An 18,630-nucleotide genomic window follows, 5' to 3' on the forward strand; every position below is an offset into this window, starting at 1 on the left:
GCCCACACCCGGAATCGAAGATCAACAACTAGGCGAAGATCAATCCGAAGCAGAACCGGTGGATTCAGGCTGAGCCGCCGCTCACGATCCCACCGACAACGCGTCGAGCAGGTCCGCGAACTTCGCCCGGGCCGCCTCCCGCCGGGTCGGCACGTGCTCGGAGGGGACCTCCCGGGCCTGGTACTCCCGCAGCACCCGGCGGGCGACCGTCACCTTGTGCACCTCGTCCGGCCCGTCGTAGATCCGGGCGGCCCTGGCGTGCCGGTACATCGACTCCAGCGGCAGGTCGGTGGTGTAACCGAGGGAGCCGTGCGCCTGCACCGCCCGGTCGATCACGTTGTAGAGCACGCCCGCGCCGTAGAACTTGATCATCGCGATGTCGGTCAGGGCCGCCGCGGTGCCGCCCCGGTCCATCTTCCAGGCGGCCTGCAGCGTCATCAGCCTGGCTGCGGTCATCTCGGCCGCCGAGGTCGCGATCCAGTCCTGCACCATCTGCTTCTCGGCGAGCAGCGAGCCGTGCGTCCAGCGGGAGACCGCCCGTTCGCACAGCATGTCGAACGCCCGCTGGGACTGGCCCAGCCAGCGCATGCAGTGGTGGATGCGGCCGGGGCCGAGCCGCTTCTGGGCGAGCAGGAAGCCGTCGCCCTCCTCCCCGATCAGGTTCGCGGCGGGCACCCGCACGTCCCGGTACCGGATCTCCGCGTGCCCGCCGGGCCGGCCGAAGTGCTCGTCCGGGTCGCCCATCGTCGGCACGTCCCGCAGGATCTCCACGCCCGGTGTGTCGGCCGGCACCACGAAGATCGACGCCCGCCTGCGCGGCGGTGCGTCCGGGTCGGTGACGGCCATCAGCACGAGGATGTCCGCCACCGAACCGTTCGAGGTGAACCACTTGTGACCGTTCACCACGTAGTGGTCACCGTCCCGCTCGGCCCGGGTGGTGAGCAGTGTCGGATCGGCGCCCGCTCCGGGCTCGGTCATCGAGAACGCGCTGCGCAGCGTGCCGTCGAGCAGCGGCTCCAGCCAGCGCTGCTTCTGCTCGGCGTTCGCCCCGACGGCCAGCAGCTCGGCGTTGCCGGAGTCCGGTGCGTTGTTGCCGAAGACGGCGGGCGCGTACACGCAGCGGCCGAGTATCTCGTGCATCAGCCCGAGCCGGACCTGGCCGAATCCCTCGCCGCCGAGTTCGGGCGGCAGGTGCGCCGCCCACAGCCCGCGCGCCCGCACCTCCTGCTTGAGCGGGGCGGTCGCCCGGTCCAGGTCGACGGGCGCCAGATCGAGCGTCTCCAGCGGGATGATCTCGTCGCGGACGAACCCGCGCATCCACTCCAGCTTCTCCTCGAACTCCGGTTCGGTCGAGAAATCCCAGGCCATCGGCTCCCCTTCAGATGTCCGGTCCGCGCAGAGCGGCCCGGGCGGACTCGCCCAGTCGCGTCACGTGCTCGCCGCGCGAGCGCGCTTCGGCCAGGTGGCCGTCGTCGGCCATGTGCCCGGCCAGGTACCGCGCCTGCACCCCGGCGCTGATGCAGGCCGCACGCCAGCGGGCGAACGCCGTCCAGTACGGCAGGTCCGCGACGTCGCGACCGGATCCGTCCGCGTAGCGGCGCACCAGCTCGTCCCGCAGCCCGAAGCCCGGCGCGGTGCTCGGGCCGTCGGTCGTCGGCACCAGGTCCTCCCCCGGGTGCTGCCAGCCGGAGACCAGCCAGCCCAGGTCGGCCATCGGGTCGCCGGTGGTGGCCAGCTCCCAGTCGAGCACGGCCAGCAGCGTGCCGTCGGCGCCGAACACCGCGTTGCCCGGCCGGTAGTCGCCGTGCACGATCCCGGCGGTCTGCTCCGGGACGTGCGCGAGCAGCAGATCGTGCACCTCGTCGAGGAGCGCGAGATCGGCGGCGAGCCGGGGCAGCCGGTCCGCCGAGGAGTGCAGCTGGGCGTGCCAGCGCCGCAGCTGACGCTGCAGGTAGCCAGTGCGGCGCACGAGATCCCCGAGTCCGGTGCGGGCCGGGTCGAGCGCGTGCAGCGCGACCAGCACGTCGACGGTCTGCTCCCCGGCCCGCCGGCACGCCGCGGGTCCCAGTGCGCTCCCGGCGGCGGCGTCGGCGAGGACCGTGCCCTCGACGAACTCCATGACGTAGAACTCGGCTCCGGTCACGGCCGGATCGGCACAGAACGCGAGCGGCCGCGGGACCGGCACCGCGGTGGGTTCCAGCGCGCACAGGAACCGCCACTCGCGGCCCATGTCGTGCGCGGTGGACAGCACCCCGCCGGTGGGCGGGCGGCGCAGTGCGTACGTCGCCCCGGCGGCGTCGGTGACCCGGTGGGTGAGGTTCGAGCGGCCGCCGGCGACCAGCGCGAACTCGACCGGGCCGACCAGCCCGGCGACGTTGCCGGTGAGCCAGCCGCCGACCCGGGCCGGATCGATCCCGGCCGGCCGGTCCGGTTCGGCACCGCCCATGGGCCCCACTCTCGTCTCGACGCTGAACGATCGTTAAGCCAGCATGACATCGTGCCGCGGCTGGGAGAAGGGCGCGCCGTACGCCGACCGGCCGAGGTCGCGCCCCGGACGCCCGGCCGTCGGTGCCGGAGGCGTCGTAGGGCTGGCGTGGACATGGCCGGCACCCGGCTGCTGCCCGAGCCGGCCGGCCGGGCCGGTCCGGCAGCCGCGTCAGGTACCGGCGCGGCCGGTCCCGGTCACCGCCCGCTCCGTAACCCGGCCAGGAGCAGGGCGACCAGCGCTCGCGGGTCGTAGCGGACATCGCTCCCGGCGCCGATGCACAGGTTGCCGATACCACGCAGGAACCCGTAGGAGCCGACCGGGACGGCGACCCCGTCGGCCCGCGCCACGGCGTCGAGCAACCGGTCGCACACCGGCAGCAGCGCGTCGAGGAACCAGGCGTGCAGCGTCTCGAACTCGTCGCCGTGCAGGGCCTCGGCCAGGCCGTGCTTGGTGACCAGCAGGTCGACGAAGCCGTCGACCCAGCGCGCGAGTGCGTCGTGCGGGTCGTGTGTACCGGCCAGGAGTTCCTCGCCGGCGCGGGCACAGGCCTCGACCTGGTGCCGGTAGACGGCCACGACCAGGTCCGCGCGGGTCGGGAAACGCCGGTAGACCGTGCCGACCCCGACCCCGGCGCGGGCGGCGATGTCGCGGACCGGTGCCTCGACGCCGTACTCGACGAACGCGGCTGCCGCGGCGGCGACCACCGACTCGGCGTTGCGCCGGGCGTCGGCCCGCTTCGGTACAGCCTCTCCGGACACCTCGGACCTCCCCGCCACCGCGGACCTCCCGTCGAACGAGTTGCACAACCGGAACGTTGTTCCGTATGTTTGTGGAACGTTGTTCCGTCTAAGACGGTACCCGACCGGAGATCGCCGCCTGCGCGGCACGGAGAGGACGAACCATGCAATACCGCACCCTCGGGGACACGGGCATTCCGGTCAGCGCACTGGCGCTGGGCACGATGAACTTCGGGCGGATCGGCCGGACCACCCAGGACGACGCCGACGCCATCGTGGGCGCCGCACTCGACGCCGGTGTGAACCTGATCGACACCGCCGACGCCTACTCCGCGGGGCAGGCCGAGGAGATGCTGGGCACGGCACTCTCCGGGCGACGTGACGACGTCGTGCTCAGCACGAAGGCCGGCCTCCCGATGGACCGGAGCGGCCTGCGGCAGGGCGCGTCGCGCCGCTGGCTGACCATCGCGCTGGAGAACAGCCTGCGTCGCCTCGGCGTCGACCACGTCGACCTGCTCAAGGTGCACCGCTGGGACCCGGCCACCAGCGACGAGGAGACGCTGTCGGCGCTGACCGACCTGCAGCGCGCCGGCAAGATCCGCTACTTCGGGTCGTCGACGTTCCCCGCCCACCGCATCGTGTCGGCGCAGTGGGCGGCGCGCGAACACCGGCTCAGCCGCTACACCGTCGAGGAGCCCAGCTACTCCATCCTGCAGCGTGGTGCCGAGCGGGACGTCCTGCCGGTCACCGAGCAGCACGGTATGGGCGTGATGGTCTGGAGCCCACTCGCATCGGGCTGGCTGTCCGGGGCGGTCCGCGAGGGCCGGGAGATCGCCACCCACCGCTCGCAGTTCATGACGGCCCGCTTCGACGTCTCGCTGCCGCACAACCGGGCCCGGATGGACGCCGTCGAGAAGCTCGTCCCGATCGCCGAGGCAGCAGGTCTGAGCATGATCCAGCTCGCGCTCGGTTTCGTCACCGCGCATCCCGCGGTGAGCGCCGCCCTCATCGGCCCACGCACCGTCGATCATCTGACCGACCAGCTCGCCGCGGCCGACACCGTCCTGCCCGCCGAGGTGCTCGACGCGATCGACGAGGTCGTCGCACCCGGCCTGGATCTCGCCGCCCACGAGAAGAACGACGCTCCACCCGCCCTGCTCGACCCGTCGCTGCGGCGCCGGCGATGACCGCCGCCGTCCCCCGGCTCTCGGTCGGGATCATGACCCCACCGGTGCACGTCGACTACGCCGACATCGCGCGGGTGTGGGCCGAGGCCGACGCGGTGCCCGAGATCGAGCACGCATGGCTCTACGACCACCTCATGCCGATCGGCGGGCCACCCGATGGGCCCGCCCTGGAGGGCTGGACGCTGCTCTCCGCGCTCGCCGCCCGGACCCACCGGCTGCGGATGGGGGTGCTGGTCACCAGCAACCGGCTACGGCCGGCTGCGGTGCTCGCCAAGATCGCCACCACGGTGGACGTGATCTCCGGCGGCCGTCTCGATCTCGGCATCGGCGCGGGTTCCCGGGTCGGGCACCCGCTGGCACGCCGCGAGTACGACGCACACGGCCTGCCGTTCCACGACGCGGCCACCGCCGTCGAGGCGCTCGACGAGGCGTGCACCGTCCTGCGCAGGCTCTGGACCGAGACCGAACCGTTCGACTTCCACGGCCGGCAGGTCCGGCTGACCGGCGCGTTCGGCAGCCCGAAGCCGGTGCAGCGGCCGGGGCCACCGCTGCTCATCGGTGGCAGCTCGACCCCGACGCTGCGGGTGGTGGCCCGGCACGCCGATCTGTGGAACGTCCCGGCCGACCTCGACGGCGCCGTCGCGCGCGGCGCGGTGCTCGACCGGCTCTGCGCACAGATCGGCCGGGACCCCGCCACGATCACCCGCTCGACGATGGTGGCGATCGACCCGGGCGACGCCACCCGAACGCGGGACCGGCTCGCACGAGCTCACGACGCCGGGTTCTCGCACCTCGTCATGGGCCTGCCCGTCCCGTACCCGACGGGCATCGCGCGCTGGATCGGCGAGGAGATCGTCGCCCCGCTGCGGGCCGCCGGGCGCTGACATCGGCCCGGCGCGGGGCCGGCGAGAGCTGCCCGCTCCGCCTCCGCCCCGGGGCTCATCACCGAGGTTCCGCTCGGGGCCGGCACCTCGACGCCGCAGCACGCCGGGATCCGGGTGGGACCTAGGTTGGCCCGGTGCCCTTCACACTCGTGCATCCGGCAGCGGTCCTTCCGCTGCTGCGGACCGGGCTGGTCCCCTCGGCACTGGTGGCCGGCGCCGTGGCTCCCGACCTGCCCTACTACGTCCGCCTCACGGCGATCCACGGGAATCTCAACCTGACGCTGACCCACGGCTGGTCGTCGCTGCTGTGGCTGAACCCGATCATCGGCCTGGCCCTGCTGGCGATCTTCCACGCCCTGCTGAAACGACCGCTCGCCGACCTCGCCCCACCGGCTCTCGCCTGCCGGATCATCGGTCCCGTTGCGGGTTTCCGGTGGCGTTCCCCCGCGGCGGCGGCGCTGGTGGTCGGGTCCGTCGCGGTCGGTGCCACCACCCATCTCGGGTGGGACGCGCTGGGCGGCGTCGCCGGTCCCGGATGGTCGGGTCCGCTGACCGCGGCCGGCAACCTGGCCGGGACCGTGGCCCTGGGGGCCTGGTTCGTGTGCTGGTGGCGGACCGCGCCCCGCACCCCGGGCCCGGCGCCGATCCGCCCCACCCGGCGGTTCCGGATCGCCGTGACGTCCGCGCTGGTGGCGGTGCCGGTCACGGCGGGCGCCACGGCAGCCCTGGCTGCAGCACCCGGCATCCGGCTCGACCTGCAGGAGTCCGGTGGGTACGACGCGGCGGTGCAGGCGAACCTGCTGGCCCGCGAGTTCGCGGTCACCGCGGTCGGTGCGGCCGGGGTGGCCGTCCTCGGCTATGCGCTCATCCGGCAGGGCGTCCGGGCTACCCGGCAACGGATCGGGCCCACAGGTCAGCCCGGCGGCGGCGAGGGGACGACGACCCCGCTCTCGTAGGCGTAGATGACCACCTGCGCGCGGTCGTGCGCCCCGATCTTGGTCATGATCCGGTTGACGTGCGTCTTCACCGTCAGCGGCGAGATCACCAGCTCCGCGGCCAGCTCCTGATTGGAACGGCCCCTGGCGACCAGCTCGAGCACCTCCCGCTCGCGCGCCGTGAGCGTCTCCGGCGGCGGCCCGCGGTGCCCGCCGCCGTCGTCCGGGTCCGCGGTCCGGCTCACGGTCAGGTACTTCTCGATCAGCGCCCGGGTCGCGGCGGGCGAGAGCAGCGCCTCGCCGTCGTGGATCGCGCGGACCGCCCGCGGGATCTCCTCGGGCTCGGCGCCCTTGCCGATGAACCCGCTGGCACCCGCCCGCAGCGCGGCCACCACGTAGCGGTCCTCCTCGAACGTGGTCAGCACCAGCACCCGGGTGTCGGTGAACCGGTCGTCGGCGCAGAGGGCGGCGGTCGTCCGGATGCCGTCGAGCCGGGGCATCCGGATGTCCATGAGCACCACGTCCGGCGCGGTCGCGGCGATCACCTCGAGCGCCTCGACCCCGTCGCCCGCCTCCCCCACCACGGTCACGTGCGGATCTGCGTCGAGCAGGCCGCGGATCGCGGACCGGATCAGCGGCTGGTCGTCGACGATCACGACGTCCGGCATCGGTCACCCTCCCCCACCGCGGCCGGGACGGGCAGCCGCACGTCCAGCCGGAAGATCCCGTTGCGTTCCTCGGCGCTCACCCGGCCACGGACCGACGCCGCCCGTTCCCGGATCCCGTGCAGACCGTACCCACCGGTCCCGGGGCGGGCCGCCGGCCCGGTATCGATGCGGGCCTCCGACCCGGTATCGATGCGGGCCTCCGACCCGGTATCGATGCGGGCCGCCGGCCCGGTATCGGACACCGGATTGGTGACGAGCAGCCGCAGCGTGTCCCGCCCGGCCGCGACCAGGACGTGCGCACGGGACTCGGTGCCGTGTTTGAGCACGTTGGTGAGCGCCTCCTGCAGCACCCGGTAGGCGACGACGTCGGTGGCGGGCGAGAGCGTCGCCGGGATCTCGCCGGTCCGCCGGAGGGTCACCTCCAGCCCGGACGCTGCCAGGGCCGCGACGAGCTCGGGCAGCTGGTGCAGACCGGGGCGGGAGACCGGAGGCTGGTCGTCGTCGGCGCGCAGCACGGCGAGCAGGTCGCCGATGTCGCCGAGCACCCGGCGGGCCGCGGACCGGATCGTGGCCAGCGCGTCGATCGCCGCGGGTGGACCGTCGCGCAGGTTCGCCGAGGCGACACCGGCGTTCAGGCTGATCACCGCGATCTGGTGGGCGACGACGTCGTGCAGGTCGCGGGCGATCCGCAGCCGTTCCTCGGTGACCCGGCGGACGGCCTCGATCTCGCGGGTCGCCTCGGCGTACTCGGCGCGCGCCGTGATCGACGAGATGTAGTCGCGACGGCTGCGGGTGCTGTCCCCCAGGGCCGCCGCGAAGCCGATCGTCACCGCGATCTGGACCGTCAGGGGCGGATGCTCGGTGCCCAGCGAGACGAGGATCGTCGTGGGGACGACGACGAGGAGCACGGCGAGACAGGCCAGGACGGTGTGCCGGCGGCCGTTGTGGTCGGAGTAGGTGAACATCGCGACGGCGAGCGCGAACACCGACAGCGGCGTGACCGGCACCGTGACCAGCACGCCGAACAGGCTGGCGGCGCAGGCGACGAGCACCGGCAGCGGGTACCGGCGGCGCGCCCAGAGCAGCACGGCGGGCAGCGACTCCAGCACCAGCCCGGACACCGTCACCTCGCCGAACCCGCCGGAGAGCCGGGCCGACGCGGCGCCGAGCACGAGCACGGTCACCAGCAGGTCGGTCAGCCACACCGGGATCAGCCGACGCGGCGGTCCGATCGCGGTCGCGTGCACCGTCCCATTCTCCACACCCCGATCACCCGGGCCCTCCTCCGGCGGTTGTGCATCCGCGTACTGCGGCTGCGGTACACGAGGAGACACCCACGGGCCGATGCCCCGGCCCGGATCCGCGGCGAGGCTGGGGCGGAACAGCCACGGAAGAGATCGGACACCATGAACGAGGCCATACTCTCCGCGCGCAACGTGCGGAAGACCTACCGGAGCGCGGTCGGTGGCGCGGAGGCCCTGCGCGGCGTCTCGATGGACGTCTACGAGGGCGAGAGCCTGGCCGTCGTCGGACGCAGCGGATCCGGCAAGTCCACCCTCATGCACCTGCTGGCGCTGCTGGACGAGCCGACCGACGGAACCATCCTGCTCGACCACCGCGACACCTGGGAGCTGCGCCGGGCCCGGCTGAACCGCGCCCGGAACAAGACGTTCGGCTTCGTGTTCCAGCAGTTCCTGCTCTCCCCCGACCAGACGGTCCTGGAGAACGTGATGCTGCCGCTGAAGATCGCCGGCCTGGCCCCGCGGGTGCGGCGCGACCGCGCGATGGCGACGCTGGAGCAGCTCGAGCTCGGCGACAAGGCGTCCAGCATGGCGACCGACCTGTCCGGCGGGCAGAAGCAGCGGGTGGCGATCGCCCGGGCGATCGTGGGCAACCCGCGGATCATCTTCGCCGACGAGCCGACCGGCAACCTCGACGACGTGACCGGCGGCATCGTCGAGGACCTGCTGTTCACGCTGAACCGGGAGCAGGGAATCGCGCTGGTGATCGTCACCCACGACGACAAGCTGGCCGCCCGCTGCGACCGCACGCTGCAGCTGCGCGGCGGCCGCATCGTCACCGACGGGGTGCACGCGGCATGAGGACACGCGATCTGGTCCGTACCGCCGTCGGCAGCACGTTCCGGGCACGGGCCCGGACGCTGCTGACCGTACTGGCGATCTTCGTCGGCGCCTTCACCCTCACCCTCACCAACGGTGCCGGGACCGGGATCAACCGGTTCATCGACAGCACCGTCTCCGGCCTGGGATCGGCCGAGGTGATGACGGTCGTCAAACGGTCCGACGCCGACGTCGCCACCGAGTCCGACGGCCCGCCCGTCTACAACCCGGACGCGGTCACCTCCGACCAGCCCGGACCGCCGACCACGACGACCGCCATGACGCAGGCCGACATCGACACCCTCGCCGGGATCGACGGCGTCGAGGAGGCCGCCCCGATCCGGTCGCTGGCCGTCGACTTCATCCGGTACGAGAACGGCACCCGCTTCGCGACGACGGCGACCGCCCTGCTCCCCGGCCAGACCCAGGAGCGCGCCGAGGGCGTCGCCCCGGACGGCACCGGCGACGCACGCCAGCTCACCATCCCGCTCAGCTACGTCGACACGCTCGGCTTCACCGACGCCCGGGACGCGCTCGACCGGACCGTCACGCTCGGCCTCACCGACGGCGCCGGCGCCGAGCAGACCGTCCAGGGCACGATCGTCGGCGTCACCGAGGACACCCTGGCCGGACCGGCGTCGCCCGGGGTCACCGTCAACGCCTCGCTGTCCGACGCCGTGTACGGCCTGCAACAGGTCGGTCTGCCCGCCGACCAGGTGGACCGGTGGTCCGGCGCGACCGTGCAGTACGCACCGGACATCACCCCCGAGCAGCTGACCGCCCTCAAGGACCGCCTGGTCGACGCCGGGTTCGAGGGCCGGACGGTCGAGGACCAGATCGGCGCCTTCACCTCGGTGATCGACACGATCGTCTGGGTGCTCAACGCGTTCGCGGGGATCGCGCTGGTCGCCGCCGGGCTGGGCATCGTGAACACGCTGCTCATGTCCGTGCAGGAGCGGACCCGCGAGATCGGGCTCATGCAGGCGATGGGGATGGGCCGCGGACGGGTGTTCGCCCTGTTCAGCCTGGAGGCGGTGTTCCTCGGGCTGCTGGGCAGCGTGCTGGGGGCGGTGATCGCGATCGGGGCGGGCACCGCGATCAGCACGGCGCTCTCCGGGACGCTGTTCGCGGACCTGCCGGGGCTCACGCTGATCGCCTTCGCCCCGGCGACCGTGCTCGCGGTGATCGCGCTGATCGTCGCCGTCGCGTTCCTCGCCGGGACGCTGCCCGCGATCCGGGCCGCCCGCAAGGACCCGGTGGAGGCGCTGCGGCACGAGTGACGGATCGGGCCGGCGCCCGGCCCGGACCGCCCGCGTCGACGCGGGCGGTCCGGCACCGCGGCCACCGGCGACCGGCGCCCGGAGTCGCCACCGGCGCGGTCAGAACCCCGTGCGCAGTGGCAGCATCGCCGGGGCGGGCCGCACCGTCTGCCGGGTGCCGCCCAGCGCCTCGGCTCCGAGCTCGACCACGTCACCGGGCTGCAGCCACCCCGCGAACGCGGCGATGTCCGCGGTGTCCACGTGCTCCAGCAGGCATCCACCCGGCACCGTCCCGGACCCGATCACCGCCCCCGGGGTCAGATCGGTTCCCCGGGACACGAAGGCGAGCAGCTCGCCGAAGCTCCAGTCCATCGCGGCGAGCGAGCCGCGGGTCAGCTCGGTCCCGTTGACGGTCGCGGTCACCTCCACGTCGAGCCGGCCGTCCCGGCGACGGGACTCCAGCTCGTCGGCGGTGACCAGGGCCGGGCCGAGCGTGATCGCGCTGTCCTTCGACTTGCCCATCCCGATCCCCTGCGCCATGTCGCGCAGCTGGTGGTCGCGAGCCGTCCAGTCGTTGTAGAAGGTGTAGCCGGCGATGTGCGCCTCGGCCCGCTCCGGGTGCAGGTCCCGACCGCCACGACCGACCACGGCGGCGACCTCCAGCTCCAGGTCGAACATCGTGCTGCCCGGCGAGACCGGGACGTCGTCGTACGGTCCGACGATCCCGTCGGCGTTGGCGAAGTAGAACGCGGGCGTCCGGTCCCACACCGGATCCAGCGTCTCCTCCCGGCCCAACGCCCGGTAGCAGCCCCGGAGGTGGTCGAGGAAGCAGAGCCCGTCGCGCACCGACGGTGGCCGGGGCAGCGGGGCGAGCAGCCGGACCTCGCTCCGCGGCCGCACCTCGGTGGGCGCCCGCACTGCGTCGGCACCCGCCTCGTCGAGCGAGCCGCTCCGCAGCAGGCCGGCCAGCGAGGTCCCGGCGGCGAGCCCGCGCACGCACTCGCCGTCCAGGATCCCGGTGCGCACGCCCTCACCGGCGTCGTAGGTCACCCACCTCACGGGCGTCCCTCCTCCTGGTCGATGATCGCGACCGCCCTCGTCCAGCCGGCCGATGCGGCGTGCACCTTGACCGGGAAGCAGCAGACCTCGAAGCCCCGATCGGGCAGCGCTTCCAGGTTGTGCAGCTTCTCGAGGTGGCAGTAGCCGATCTCGCGGCCGGCCCGGTGGCCCTCCCAGATGACCGACGGGTCCCGGTCACGGGCGTAGCGCCGTGCGGTGTGCACGAACGGCGCGTCCCAGCTCCACGCGTCGGTGCCGGTCAGCCGGACGCCCTGCTCCAGCAGGTACAGGGTCGCGTCCCGGCCCATCCCGCAGCCGGCGGAGACGTAGTCGTCGCTGCCGTACCGGGCACCGGCCGCGGTGTTGACGACGACGATCTCGAGCGGTGCCAGCTCGTGGCCGATCCGCGCCAGCTCGGCCCGGACGTCACCGGCGGTCGCGACGTAGCCGTCGGGCAGGTGCCGGAAGTCGAGCTTGACCGCGGGCCGCAGGCACCATTCGAGCGGGATCTCGTCGATGGTGCTCGCCCGTGCGCCACCGTCCATCGTCGCCGAGTAATGGTAGGGCGCGTCCAGATGGGTGCCGTTGTGCGTGGTCATCCGTACCCGTTCGGCGGCCCATCCCTCACCGTCGGGCAGATCCTCGGGGCCCGCCCCGGGGAAGAACGCGAGCAGGTCCTCCACCGTGTCGGAGTGGTCCAGGTAGTCGATCTCCGGCCCGAGGCCGGGCGGGTCGGCGGCGATGTCGGCCCGCAGCGACACCGAGATGTCCACGAGAGTCCGTGCCATGTCTCAGCGCTCCGCCACCGCGCGCAGCGCCTCGGCACGGAACCCGCGGGCCATCGGTTCGATCGCGGCCCACGCACCGGGCGGGGTCCCGGGCAGCTCCCGGCCCGCGTCCCGGACGCGGCCGAGGATCCGGTCCGCGGCCGAGTCCGCCTCGGCGGTCAGCCGGTCGAGGTCGGTCACCGTGAGGACGCCGTCGCGCTTGACCACCCGGCCGTCCACCAGCACCGTGCGCACATCGGCGGCCGAGGTCTGGAAGACCAGCGTCGAGTAGGGGTCGATCCGCGGGTGCTGGTCGATCGCCGCACCGCCGACCAGGATGAGATCGGCCTGCTTGCCCGGGGTCAACGACCCGGTGCGGTCACCGAGCCCGAGCGCATCGGCGGCGTCGGCGGTGCACCAGGAGAGCGCGTCTCGGCAGCTGATCCCGACGTCGTCGGGCATCGCCCCGGAGCGGTTGACCGGGAGCGCGAGCTGAGACCTGGCCACCCCCAGCCCGAACCGGAGCTGGTGCCACAGGTCCCCGCTGTTCAGCGAGATCACGTCCGCCGACAGCGTGGGTGCGATCCCGTGGCTGCGGCAGCGGTCGAACGGCGGGATCCCGAAGCCCATGTTGAGCTCCGTCTCCGGTGCGAACGACACCTTCCCGCCGCTGCGGGCCAGCGCCGCCCACTCCTCGTCGCCGAACGCGGTGCAGTGCACGTGCACGATGTCCGGTCCGAGCAGGCCGAGCGCGTCGAGCTCGGTGATCCCGCCGCACAGGACGCTGCCGAACACGCAGCCCGAGTGGTTGACCAGCAGTGCGTTCCGCTCCCGTGCCGCGGCCAGCTCCGCGACCGTGTCGGCCCACGGCAGCCCGAAGATCTCCGACAGCGACACCCCCAGGGTGAGCAGCCCGCCGGAGCCGAAGTGGGTGTCGGCAACGCGGTGGTAGTCGGCGAGCCGATCGGCGTGCGTCCCGAACCGGGTCGCCTCGGGCGAGCTCTCGAAGAAGCCGTAGCAGAACGCAGCCCGGATCCCGGCCTCCTGCAGCCCGCGGACCGCTGCGTCGGAGTGCTCCGGGGTGTTGTTGCAGTGCGAGAAGTCGAGCAGGGTCGTCACCCCGGAGTCGAGCGCATCGACACCGCCGACCAGGTTCCCGAGCCGTACGTCGTCGGGCTCGTAGGCCGGTGAGATCCCGAGCCGGATGCCGAAGTAGTAGTCGGCCAGCGTCCAGTCCCCGCAGATGCCGCGCATCAGCGACTGCCAGGTGTGCCGGTGGGTGTCGATCAGGCCCGGCAGGACGAGATGCCCGGTCGCATCGATGATCTCGGCGCCGGCCGCATCGAGGGACGGACCGACCGCGGTGATCCGGCCGTCCTCGATCAGCACGTCCGCTCCGGGCAGGTCCCCGAGTGCGGGATCCATCGTCAGGACGTGGCCGTTGCGGACCAGCGTGCGCCCGCCCGTCGTCCCGGTGGCCCCGGTGGCTCCTGTGGTCACGTGTCGCCTCCTCGCGCTTCGTGTGCACCGGAGCCTGGCCGCACGAACGGACCCGGTCATGCCCTCTCTGCCAAGATCACCTGAGACAGGTTGAAGTCAGCGGTTCACAGTAGAGGGCGTGATCGGAGATCCTGGTGCTCGTGTCATCGGAGGAGCGTCGCGGTGCGGGGGCCGGCAGCAGCGGGTCGACGGCGTCGTCGTCGGGTCCGCGGTCGGCTGGTGGTCCGTCGCCGCGTCCGTCGCGTAGGTCGTTCAGCGCGGAATACAAGCTGGCGATCGTCGCGGAGTATGAGAACGCGCCGAACGGTGAGAAGGGCGCGGTCCTGCGCCGGGAGGGCCTGTATTCGTCGCACGTGATCGAGTGGACCCGGGCCCGGGACGTCGGCGCGCTGGAGGGCGTAGCCGATTCGAGGCGGTCGGCGAAACGTCCGAAGCGGTCGGCGGAGGCGGCCGAGTTGGAACGGCTCCGGGCCCGGAACGCGAAACTCGAATCCGACCTGACGAAGACGCGGACCGCGTTGGACATCATGGGAAAAGCGCACGCGCTCTTGGAGCAGCTGTCCGAGAGCGCGGACGACCAGGAACCACCGGCGCCGCGGAAGCGGCGTTGAACGGCGCGTTCACCGAGTTGCGCGCCGCTGAGGTGTCGATCAAGGCGGCGTGCGCGTTGACCGGTCGGTCGCGGGCCACGCACTACCGCCGCGCCGACCCGGCGGGGGTGACGCTCGGGCCGCTGCACGGCCCGCACCGTGCGCGCCGGCTCCCGCCCTCGACGATCACCGACGACGAGCGTGCCGCCGTGCTCGCGCTGCTGAACTCCGAGGACTACCGGGATCTGGCCATTCCGCAGGTGTGGGCCCGGGAGCTCGACGAGGGCCGGTGGTGGTGCTCGCAGTCGAGCATGTACCGGATCGCCCGCGCAGCGGGTCAGAACCGGGAACGGCGCGCCCAGGCCACGCATCCGCCGCGGGTGCGCCCGGAGCTGGTCGCTCATGGCCCGAGCGAGGTGTGGTCGTGGGACATCACCGCGCTGAAGGGCCCGCGGAAGGGCGAGTGGTACAAGCTGTATGTGGTGCTCGACATCTTCTCCCGCTACGTAGTCGGATGGCTCGCCGCGAACGCTGAGGATGCCGTCGTGGCGAAGGATTTCCTCGCCGACGCAGTCGCCCGCAACCACGTCATCCCGCAGACGATTCATGCCGACCGGGGCGGGTCGATGACCTCGAAACCGGTATCGGAGCTGATGGTCGATCTCGGTATCTGCCGGTCACATTCCCGGCCGCAGTGCTCGAATGACAACCCGTTCTCCGAGGCGCAGTTCAAGACGCTGAAGTACGTGCCGGACTTCCCGGACCGGTTCGGCTCGCTCGCTGATGCCCGCGCGTTCTGCGAGCGGTTCTTCGAGCACTACAACCACGAGCATCGGCACTCCGGCATCGGCATGCACACCCCGGCGTCGATCCACTTCGACACCGCGACCGAGGTCCGGGCTCAGCGTCAGACCGTCCTCGACCGCGCACACGCCCAGTATCCCGAGCGATTCAGTCGCCGGCCCAGCCCGCCGCGCCTGCCCGAGCAGGCGTGGATCAATCAACCCGTCCTACAGCCAACTCAGTAAGATCAACTGTCTCAGTTGACTTGACAGCTACCGATGTGCCGTTTCGGTTGTGATCCGAGCGGCGCACGCGGATACGATCCGGCGCACGGAGGTGGGACATGGACGTTCGGTCGCTCCGGTATGCCGTCACCCTCGCCGACGAGCTGCACTTCGGCCGCGCCGCGGCCGCCCACTACATCTCGCCGCAGCCGTTCGGCCGGCGGATCCGCGAGCTGGAGCGCGCGATCGGGGCGCGCCTGTTCGACCGGACCAGCCGGCGCGTCGATCTCACCCCGGCCGGGGAGCGGTTCCTGCCACGGGCCCGCGCCGTCCTCGCCGATCTCGACGCCCTGACCGAACGGCTCGCCGACCCCCGGGACGGCTCGGAGCTGCGGGTCGGGGTGGTCGGGTACGGGCTGGCGGAACGCTGGCCGGCGACCCGGTCGCTGCTCGCCCGGTCGTACCCGTGGCTGACGCTGCGATTCGTCGAGCTGGACTGGTCCACCCAGTACGACGCGGTCCGCACCGGCGAGGTGGACGTCGCGATCGTGCACCATCTCGGCGAGGACGACGACCTGGCCGTCGAGGAGCTGGCCACCTCCGCCCGGCACGTCGTCGTCCCGGTCGACTCCGAGCTCGCCGACGCCGAGAAGCTGCAGGAGAGCGACCTGGCCGACCGGTCGTGGATCACCCCGGTCGGGCATCCCGGGCTGGCGGCGTGGACCGGTCCCGGCGAGGTGGACCGTCGGGTCGTCGTCCGGTCGCCGGCGAACGTCGCGGCCGCGGTCGCCGCGACCGGGCGGCTGGCACTGCACGCCGAGACGGCCAGCCGGTTCTTCCCGCACTCCGGGGTCCGCTACGTCCCGACCGGCGGGCCGGACGGGGTCGCGGCGCTCGCCTGGTGCCGCCGGACCCGCACCGCCGCGGTCGAGGCCTTCCGGAGCGCGGCGCACGGGAGCGCCGCGATCGGTGCGCTCGGCGACGGCATCCGGGACCGGTAGCGCACGGCCGTCACCCCACCGGCGCACCGGCACCGCTCGTGGGCTGCGACCCGTCGGGTTATCATCGGCGGAGGGCGTCCGGGATGCCCGTCGTGGCGCCCAGCTCCGTGTTCGGACTGTTCGGCCCCGCGGCGGCGTTCCACCGCAGACTCACGGGTCGGGTCGCATCGTGGAGAGGCCAACCGGCCACTCCCCCGCGACGTCCGCCACCCCGACCGCAGCAGCATGCGCGGCGGGGCCGCTGCGGCGGTCCCGCCGGGTACTCCGGAGGAGGAGTTCTTGGCTCGACGAGGCCGGCCCCAGACCAGGGCGCGCCGCGACGCACCGCGGGACCGCCGACGCGGCCGCGACGGCGGCGGCAACGACGCAGACATCATGTCGGTGCTCGCTCGCTCGGTCCGGGAGGTCCAGGCCGCACGGCGGAACGGCCGGGTGACCAGCGAGACCCGCACGAAGTTCCAGGCGATCGCGCTGCTGCTGCGCAACGAGCGCGCCCGGGTGCTGAGCGACCGGAAGAGCACTGAGGCGCAACGAGCCGAGCACCTGAAGCGGCTCGACGCCATCGCGACCAACCTGGCCTCCACCGCCGTGCGGGACGCGGCGCTGCTCGCGCTCCTCTCCGAGGACGCCGTCGTCTCCGACGAGGCCCGCTCGCTGTCCCGTGACGTGCTGCGTTCGGTCGGGGTCGAGGAGGCGACCGAGGAGGTCGCCGCCCCGGTGCAGGCTCCCCCGGAGCCCGCCCGGCAGGGCGTCGTGCCGCAGTCGGTGGTTTCCCGGCAGCTGGCCAACCCGTTCCTCGCGCCCGACTTCTCGGCCCCCCGGCCGGCCGGGCCGCGCCCGACACCGCTGTCGAGCTGGGAGCTGCTCGAGCCGCTGCTGCGGTCGTTCGAACGTGCCGGGACCGGCGCGTCGGCCTGCATGGACCTGCCCGAGCCCCCGGAGCGGTCCGCGCCGGAGGGCCATGACCTGATGCCGCACCAGGCCCGGCTGGTCGCCGCCGCCGAGGCCGGGCACCGGACGTTCCTGCTCGCCGACGAGCCGGGGCTGGGCAAGACCGCGCAGGCCCTGCTCGCCGCGGAGGCCGCGAACGCGTACCCGCTGCTCGTCGTCGTGCCCAACGTCGTCAAGACGAACTGGGTGCGCGAGGCGCAGCGGTGGACCCCGCGGCGACCGGCCACCGTGATCTACGGCAACGGGGACTCGATCGACGGGTTCGCCGACATCGTCGTCGTCAACTACGAGATCCTCGACCGGCACGTCGGCTGGCTCGGCGAGTTCGGCTTCCGCGGGATGGTCGTCGACGAGGCGCACTTCATCAAGAACAAGAGCTCCCAGCGGTCGCAGCACGTGCTGACGCTGTCGGACCGCATCCGGGCGTTCACCACCCGGCCGCTGATGATGGCGCTCACGGGCACGCCACTGATCAACGACATCGAGGACTTCCTCGCCATCTGGCAGTTCCTCGGCTGGATCGACGAGAAGAAGCCGCGCGCCGACCTGATGGATGCGCTCACCGCCACCGGGATGACGCCGGCCGACGCGCGCTTCGAGGCCGCCGCCCGGCAGTGCGTCGTCGACATGGGCATCGTGCGCCGCCGCAAGATCGACGTGGCCGCGGACATCCCGGCCCGCCGGATCGCTGATCTCCCGGTCGAGCTGGACGGCGCCGACGGCCGCTCGATCCGGGCCGCCGAGCGCGATCTCGCCCGCCGGATGGTGGCCCGGTACTCCGAGGCGCTCGCCAACCGCAGCTCGGGCGCCGTCGTCGATGGCATCGACCACGACCTCGTACGCCAGGTCGCGAAGTGGGAGCAGAAGGACGCCGCCGGCTCGAAGGCCGGTGACAACGTGTTCGGCATGATGCGCCGGATCGGCCGGGCCAAGGCCGCACTCGCCGCCGACTACGCCGCCCAGCTCGCGCGCAGCGCGGGCAAGGTCGTGTTCTTCGCCAAGCACGTCGACGTGATGGACGCCGCCGAGCAGACGTTCGCCCGGCAGGGGCTGCGGATCGCCTCGATCCGCGGTGACCAGACCTCCGCCGCCCGGCAGCGCAACATCGACGCGTTCACCGGCGACCCTGCCGTCTCCATCGCGGTCTGCTCGCTCACCGCGGCGGGCGTCGGGATCAACCTGCAGGTCGCGTCGAACATCGTGCTGGCGGAGCTGTCCTGGACCGCTGCCGAGCAGACCCAGGCGATCGACCGCAGCCACCGCATCGGGCAGGACCAGCCGGTCACCGCGTGGCGGATCATCGCCGCGCAGACGATCGACGCGCGGATCGCCGATCTGATCGACAGCAAGGAGGGGCTCGCCGCACAGGCGCTCGACGGGATCGAGGACGACGGCCCGTCGTCGGCCGACGTGCAGCTGGAGGCCCTGGTCGCGCTGCTCACCGACGCGCTCTCGGAGTCGCGCTCCGGCTGAGCAC

Annotated in this window: 17 protein-coding genes; 9 read left to right on the forward strand and 8 right to left on the reverse strand. The window is 72.8% G+C overall.

Features of this window, described 5'->3' with window-relative positions; translation table 11 throughout:
* Nucleotides 1–81: 81 nt before the first annotated feature.
* The 3 genes from Pdca_RS18405 to Pdca_RS18415 form a co-directional block, all read right to left on the reverse strand.
* On the reverse strand, nucleotides 82–1,368 hold the full coding sequence (locus Pdca_RS18405; protein WP_085916730.1) for an acyl-CoA dehydrogenase family protein: 1,287 nt from the start codon (nucleotides 1,366–1,368) through the stop codon (nucleotides 82–84).
* Nucleotides 1,369–1,378: 10 nt separating this feature from the next.
* Complete coding sequence (locus Pdca_RS18410) at nucleotides 1,379–2,446, reverse strand: phosphotransferase family protein (RefSeq protein WP_085916731.1); 1,068 nt, start codon at nucleotides 2,444–2,446, stop codon at nucleotides 1,379–1,381.
* Nucleotides 2,447–2,682: 236 nt separating this feature from the next.
* Nucleotides 2,683–3,246: a TetR/AcrR family transcriptional regulator gene (locus tag Pdca_RS18415; RefSeq protein ID WP_197719758.1), complete on the reverse strand. Its 564-nt coding sequence runs from the start codon at nucleotides 3,244–3,246 to the stop codon at nucleotides 2,683–2,685.
* 143 nt (nucleotides 3,247–3,389) lie between these two features.
* On the opposite strand from Pdca_RS18415, the gene Pdca_RS18420 reads away from it, so the two are divergent.
* The 3 genes from Pdca_RS18420 to Pdca_RS36415 all read left to right on the forward strand — a co-directional run bounded on the left by Pdca_RS18420 (nucleotide 3,390) and on the right by Pdca_RS36415 (nucleotide 6,252).
* Entirely contained in the window at nucleotides 3,390–4,412 is a 1,023-nt protein-coding gene (locus Pdca_RS18420; protein ID WP_085916733.1) for an aldo/keto reductase, read from the forward strand.
* A complete protein-coding gene (locus tag Pdca_RS18425) occupies nucleotides 4,409–5,296 on the forward strand; it encodes an LLM class flavin-dependent oxidoreductase (protein ID WP_085916734.1) in 888 nt (295 codons plus the stop codon). Before Pdca_RS18420 ends, Pdca_RS18425 begins: the two co-directional genes overlap by 4 nt.
* Nucleotides 5,297–5,430: 134 nt before the next feature.
* Nucleotides 5,431–6,252: a DUF4184 family protein gene (locus Pdca_RS36415; protein ID WP_197719759.1), complete on the forward strand. Its 822-nt coding sequence runs from the start codon at nucleotides 5,431–5,433 to the stop codon at nucleotides 6,250–6,252.
* On the opposite strand, the gene Pdca_RS18435 is transcribed toward Pdca_RS36415, so the two are convergent.
* Together Pdca_RS18435 and Pdca_RS18440 are read right to left on the reverse strand one after the other, a co-directional pair.
* A complete protein-coding gene (locus Pdca_RS18435) occupies nucleotides 6,210–6,899 on the reverse strand; it encodes a response regulator transcription factor (protein ID WP_085916735.1) in 690 nt (229 codons plus the stop codon). The genes Pdca_RS36415 and Pdca_RS18435 overlap by 43 nt on opposite strands.
* A complete protein-coding gene (locus Pdca_RS18440) occupies nucleotides 6,884–8,146 on the reverse strand; it encodes a sensor histidine kinase (protein ID WP_085916736.1) in 1,263 nt (420 codons plus the stop codon). Before Pdca_RS18440 ends, Pdca_RS18435 begins: the two co-directional genes overlap by 16 nt.
* Before the next feature lie 159 nt (nucleotides 8,147–8,305).
* Between Pdca_RS18440 and Pdca_RS18445 the strand changes: the two genes are divergently transcribed.
* Nucleotides 8,306–9,001: an ABC transporter ATP-binding protein gene (locus Pdca_RS18445; protein ID WP_085916737.1), complete on the forward strand. Its 696-nt coding sequence runs from the start codon at nucleotides 8,306–8,308 to the stop codon at nucleotides 8,999–9,001.
* Nucleotides 8,998–10,299 (forward strand): ABC transporter permease, encoded by a 1,302-nt coding sequence (locus tag Pdca_RS18450; protein ID WP_085916738.1) that lies wholly within the window; start codon nucleotides 8,998–9,000, stop codon nucleotides 10,297–10,299. The genes Pdca_RS18445 and Pdca_RS18450 overlap by 4 nt, the downstream gene beginning before the upstream one ends.
* Nucleotides 10,300–10,398: 99 nt before the next feature.
* Here Pdca_RS18450 and Pdca_RS18455 read toward each other — a convergent pair whose 3' ends face one another.
* From Pdca_RS18455 to Pdca_RS18465, 3 genes are read right to left on the reverse strand one after another with little or no spacing between them, the layout of a single operon-like run.
* On the reverse strand, nucleotides 10,399–11,337 hold the full coding sequence (locus Pdca_RS18455; RefSeq protein ID WP_085916739.1) for a fumarylacetoacetate hydrolase family protein: 939 nt from the start codon (nucleotides 11,335–11,337) through the stop codon (nucleotides 10,399–10,401).
* Complete coding sequence (locus tag Pdca_RS18460; protein WP_085916740.1) at nucleotides 11,334–12,125, reverse strand: cyclase family protein; 792 nt, start codon at nucleotides 12,123–12,125, stop codon at nucleotides 11,334–11,336. Before Pdca_RS18460 ends, Pdca_RS18455 begins: the two co-directional genes overlap by 4 nt.
* A 3-nt stretch (nucleotides 12,126–12,128) precedes the next feature.
* Complete coding sequence (locus Pdca_RS18465) at nucleotides 12,129–13,604, reverse strand: amidohydrolase family protein (protein ID WP_232021047.1); 1,476 nt, start codon at nucleotides 13,602–13,604, stop codon at nucleotides 12,129–12,131.
* A 134-nt stretch (nucleotides 13,605–13,738) separates the two neighbouring features.
* On the opposite strand from Pdca_RS18465, the gene Pdca_RS36110 reads away from it, so the two are divergent.
* The 4 genes from Pdca_RS36110 (at nucleotide 13,739) to Pdca_RS18485 (ending at nucleotide 18,626) form a co-directional block, all read left to right on the forward strand.
* A complete protein-coding gene (locus Pdca_RS36110; RefSeq protein WP_179956585.1) occupies nucleotides 13,739–14,215 on the forward strand; it encodes a transposase in 477 nt (158 codons plus the stop codon).
* The gene (locus Pdca_RS18475; RefSeq protein ID WP_125911267.1) at nucleotides 14,212–15,222 is read left to right on the forward strand and encodes an IS3 family transposase; all 1,011 of its coding nucleotides are present in this window, start codon (nucleotides 14,212–14,214) and stop codon (nucleotides 15,220–15,222) included. The genes Pdca_RS36110 and Pdca_RS18475 overlap by 4 nt, the downstream gene beginning before the upstream one ends.
* A gap of 98 nt (nucleotides 15,223–15,320) precedes the next feature.
* Nucleotides 15,321–16,202, forward strand: coding sequence for a LysR family transcriptional regulator (locus Pdca_RS18480; RefSeq protein ID WP_085912846.1), 882 nt, complete (start codon nucleotides 15,321–15,323; stop codon nucleotides 16,200–16,202).
* A gap of 279 nt (nucleotides 16,203–16,481) precedes the next feature.
* Entirely contained in the window at nucleotides 16,482–18,626 is a 2,145-nt protein-coding gene (locus Pdca_RS18485; protein WP_085912863.1) for a DEAD/DEAH box helicase, read from the forward strand.
* The last annotated feature ends 4 nt before the right edge of the window (nucleotides 18,627–18,630 follow it).

It is taken from the genome of Pseudonocardia autotrophica (assembly GCF_003945385.1).
Taxonomy (GTDB): domain Bacteria; phylum Actinomycetota; class Actinomycetes; order Mycobacteriales; family Pseudonocardiaceae; genus Pseudonocardia; species Pseudonocardia autotrophica.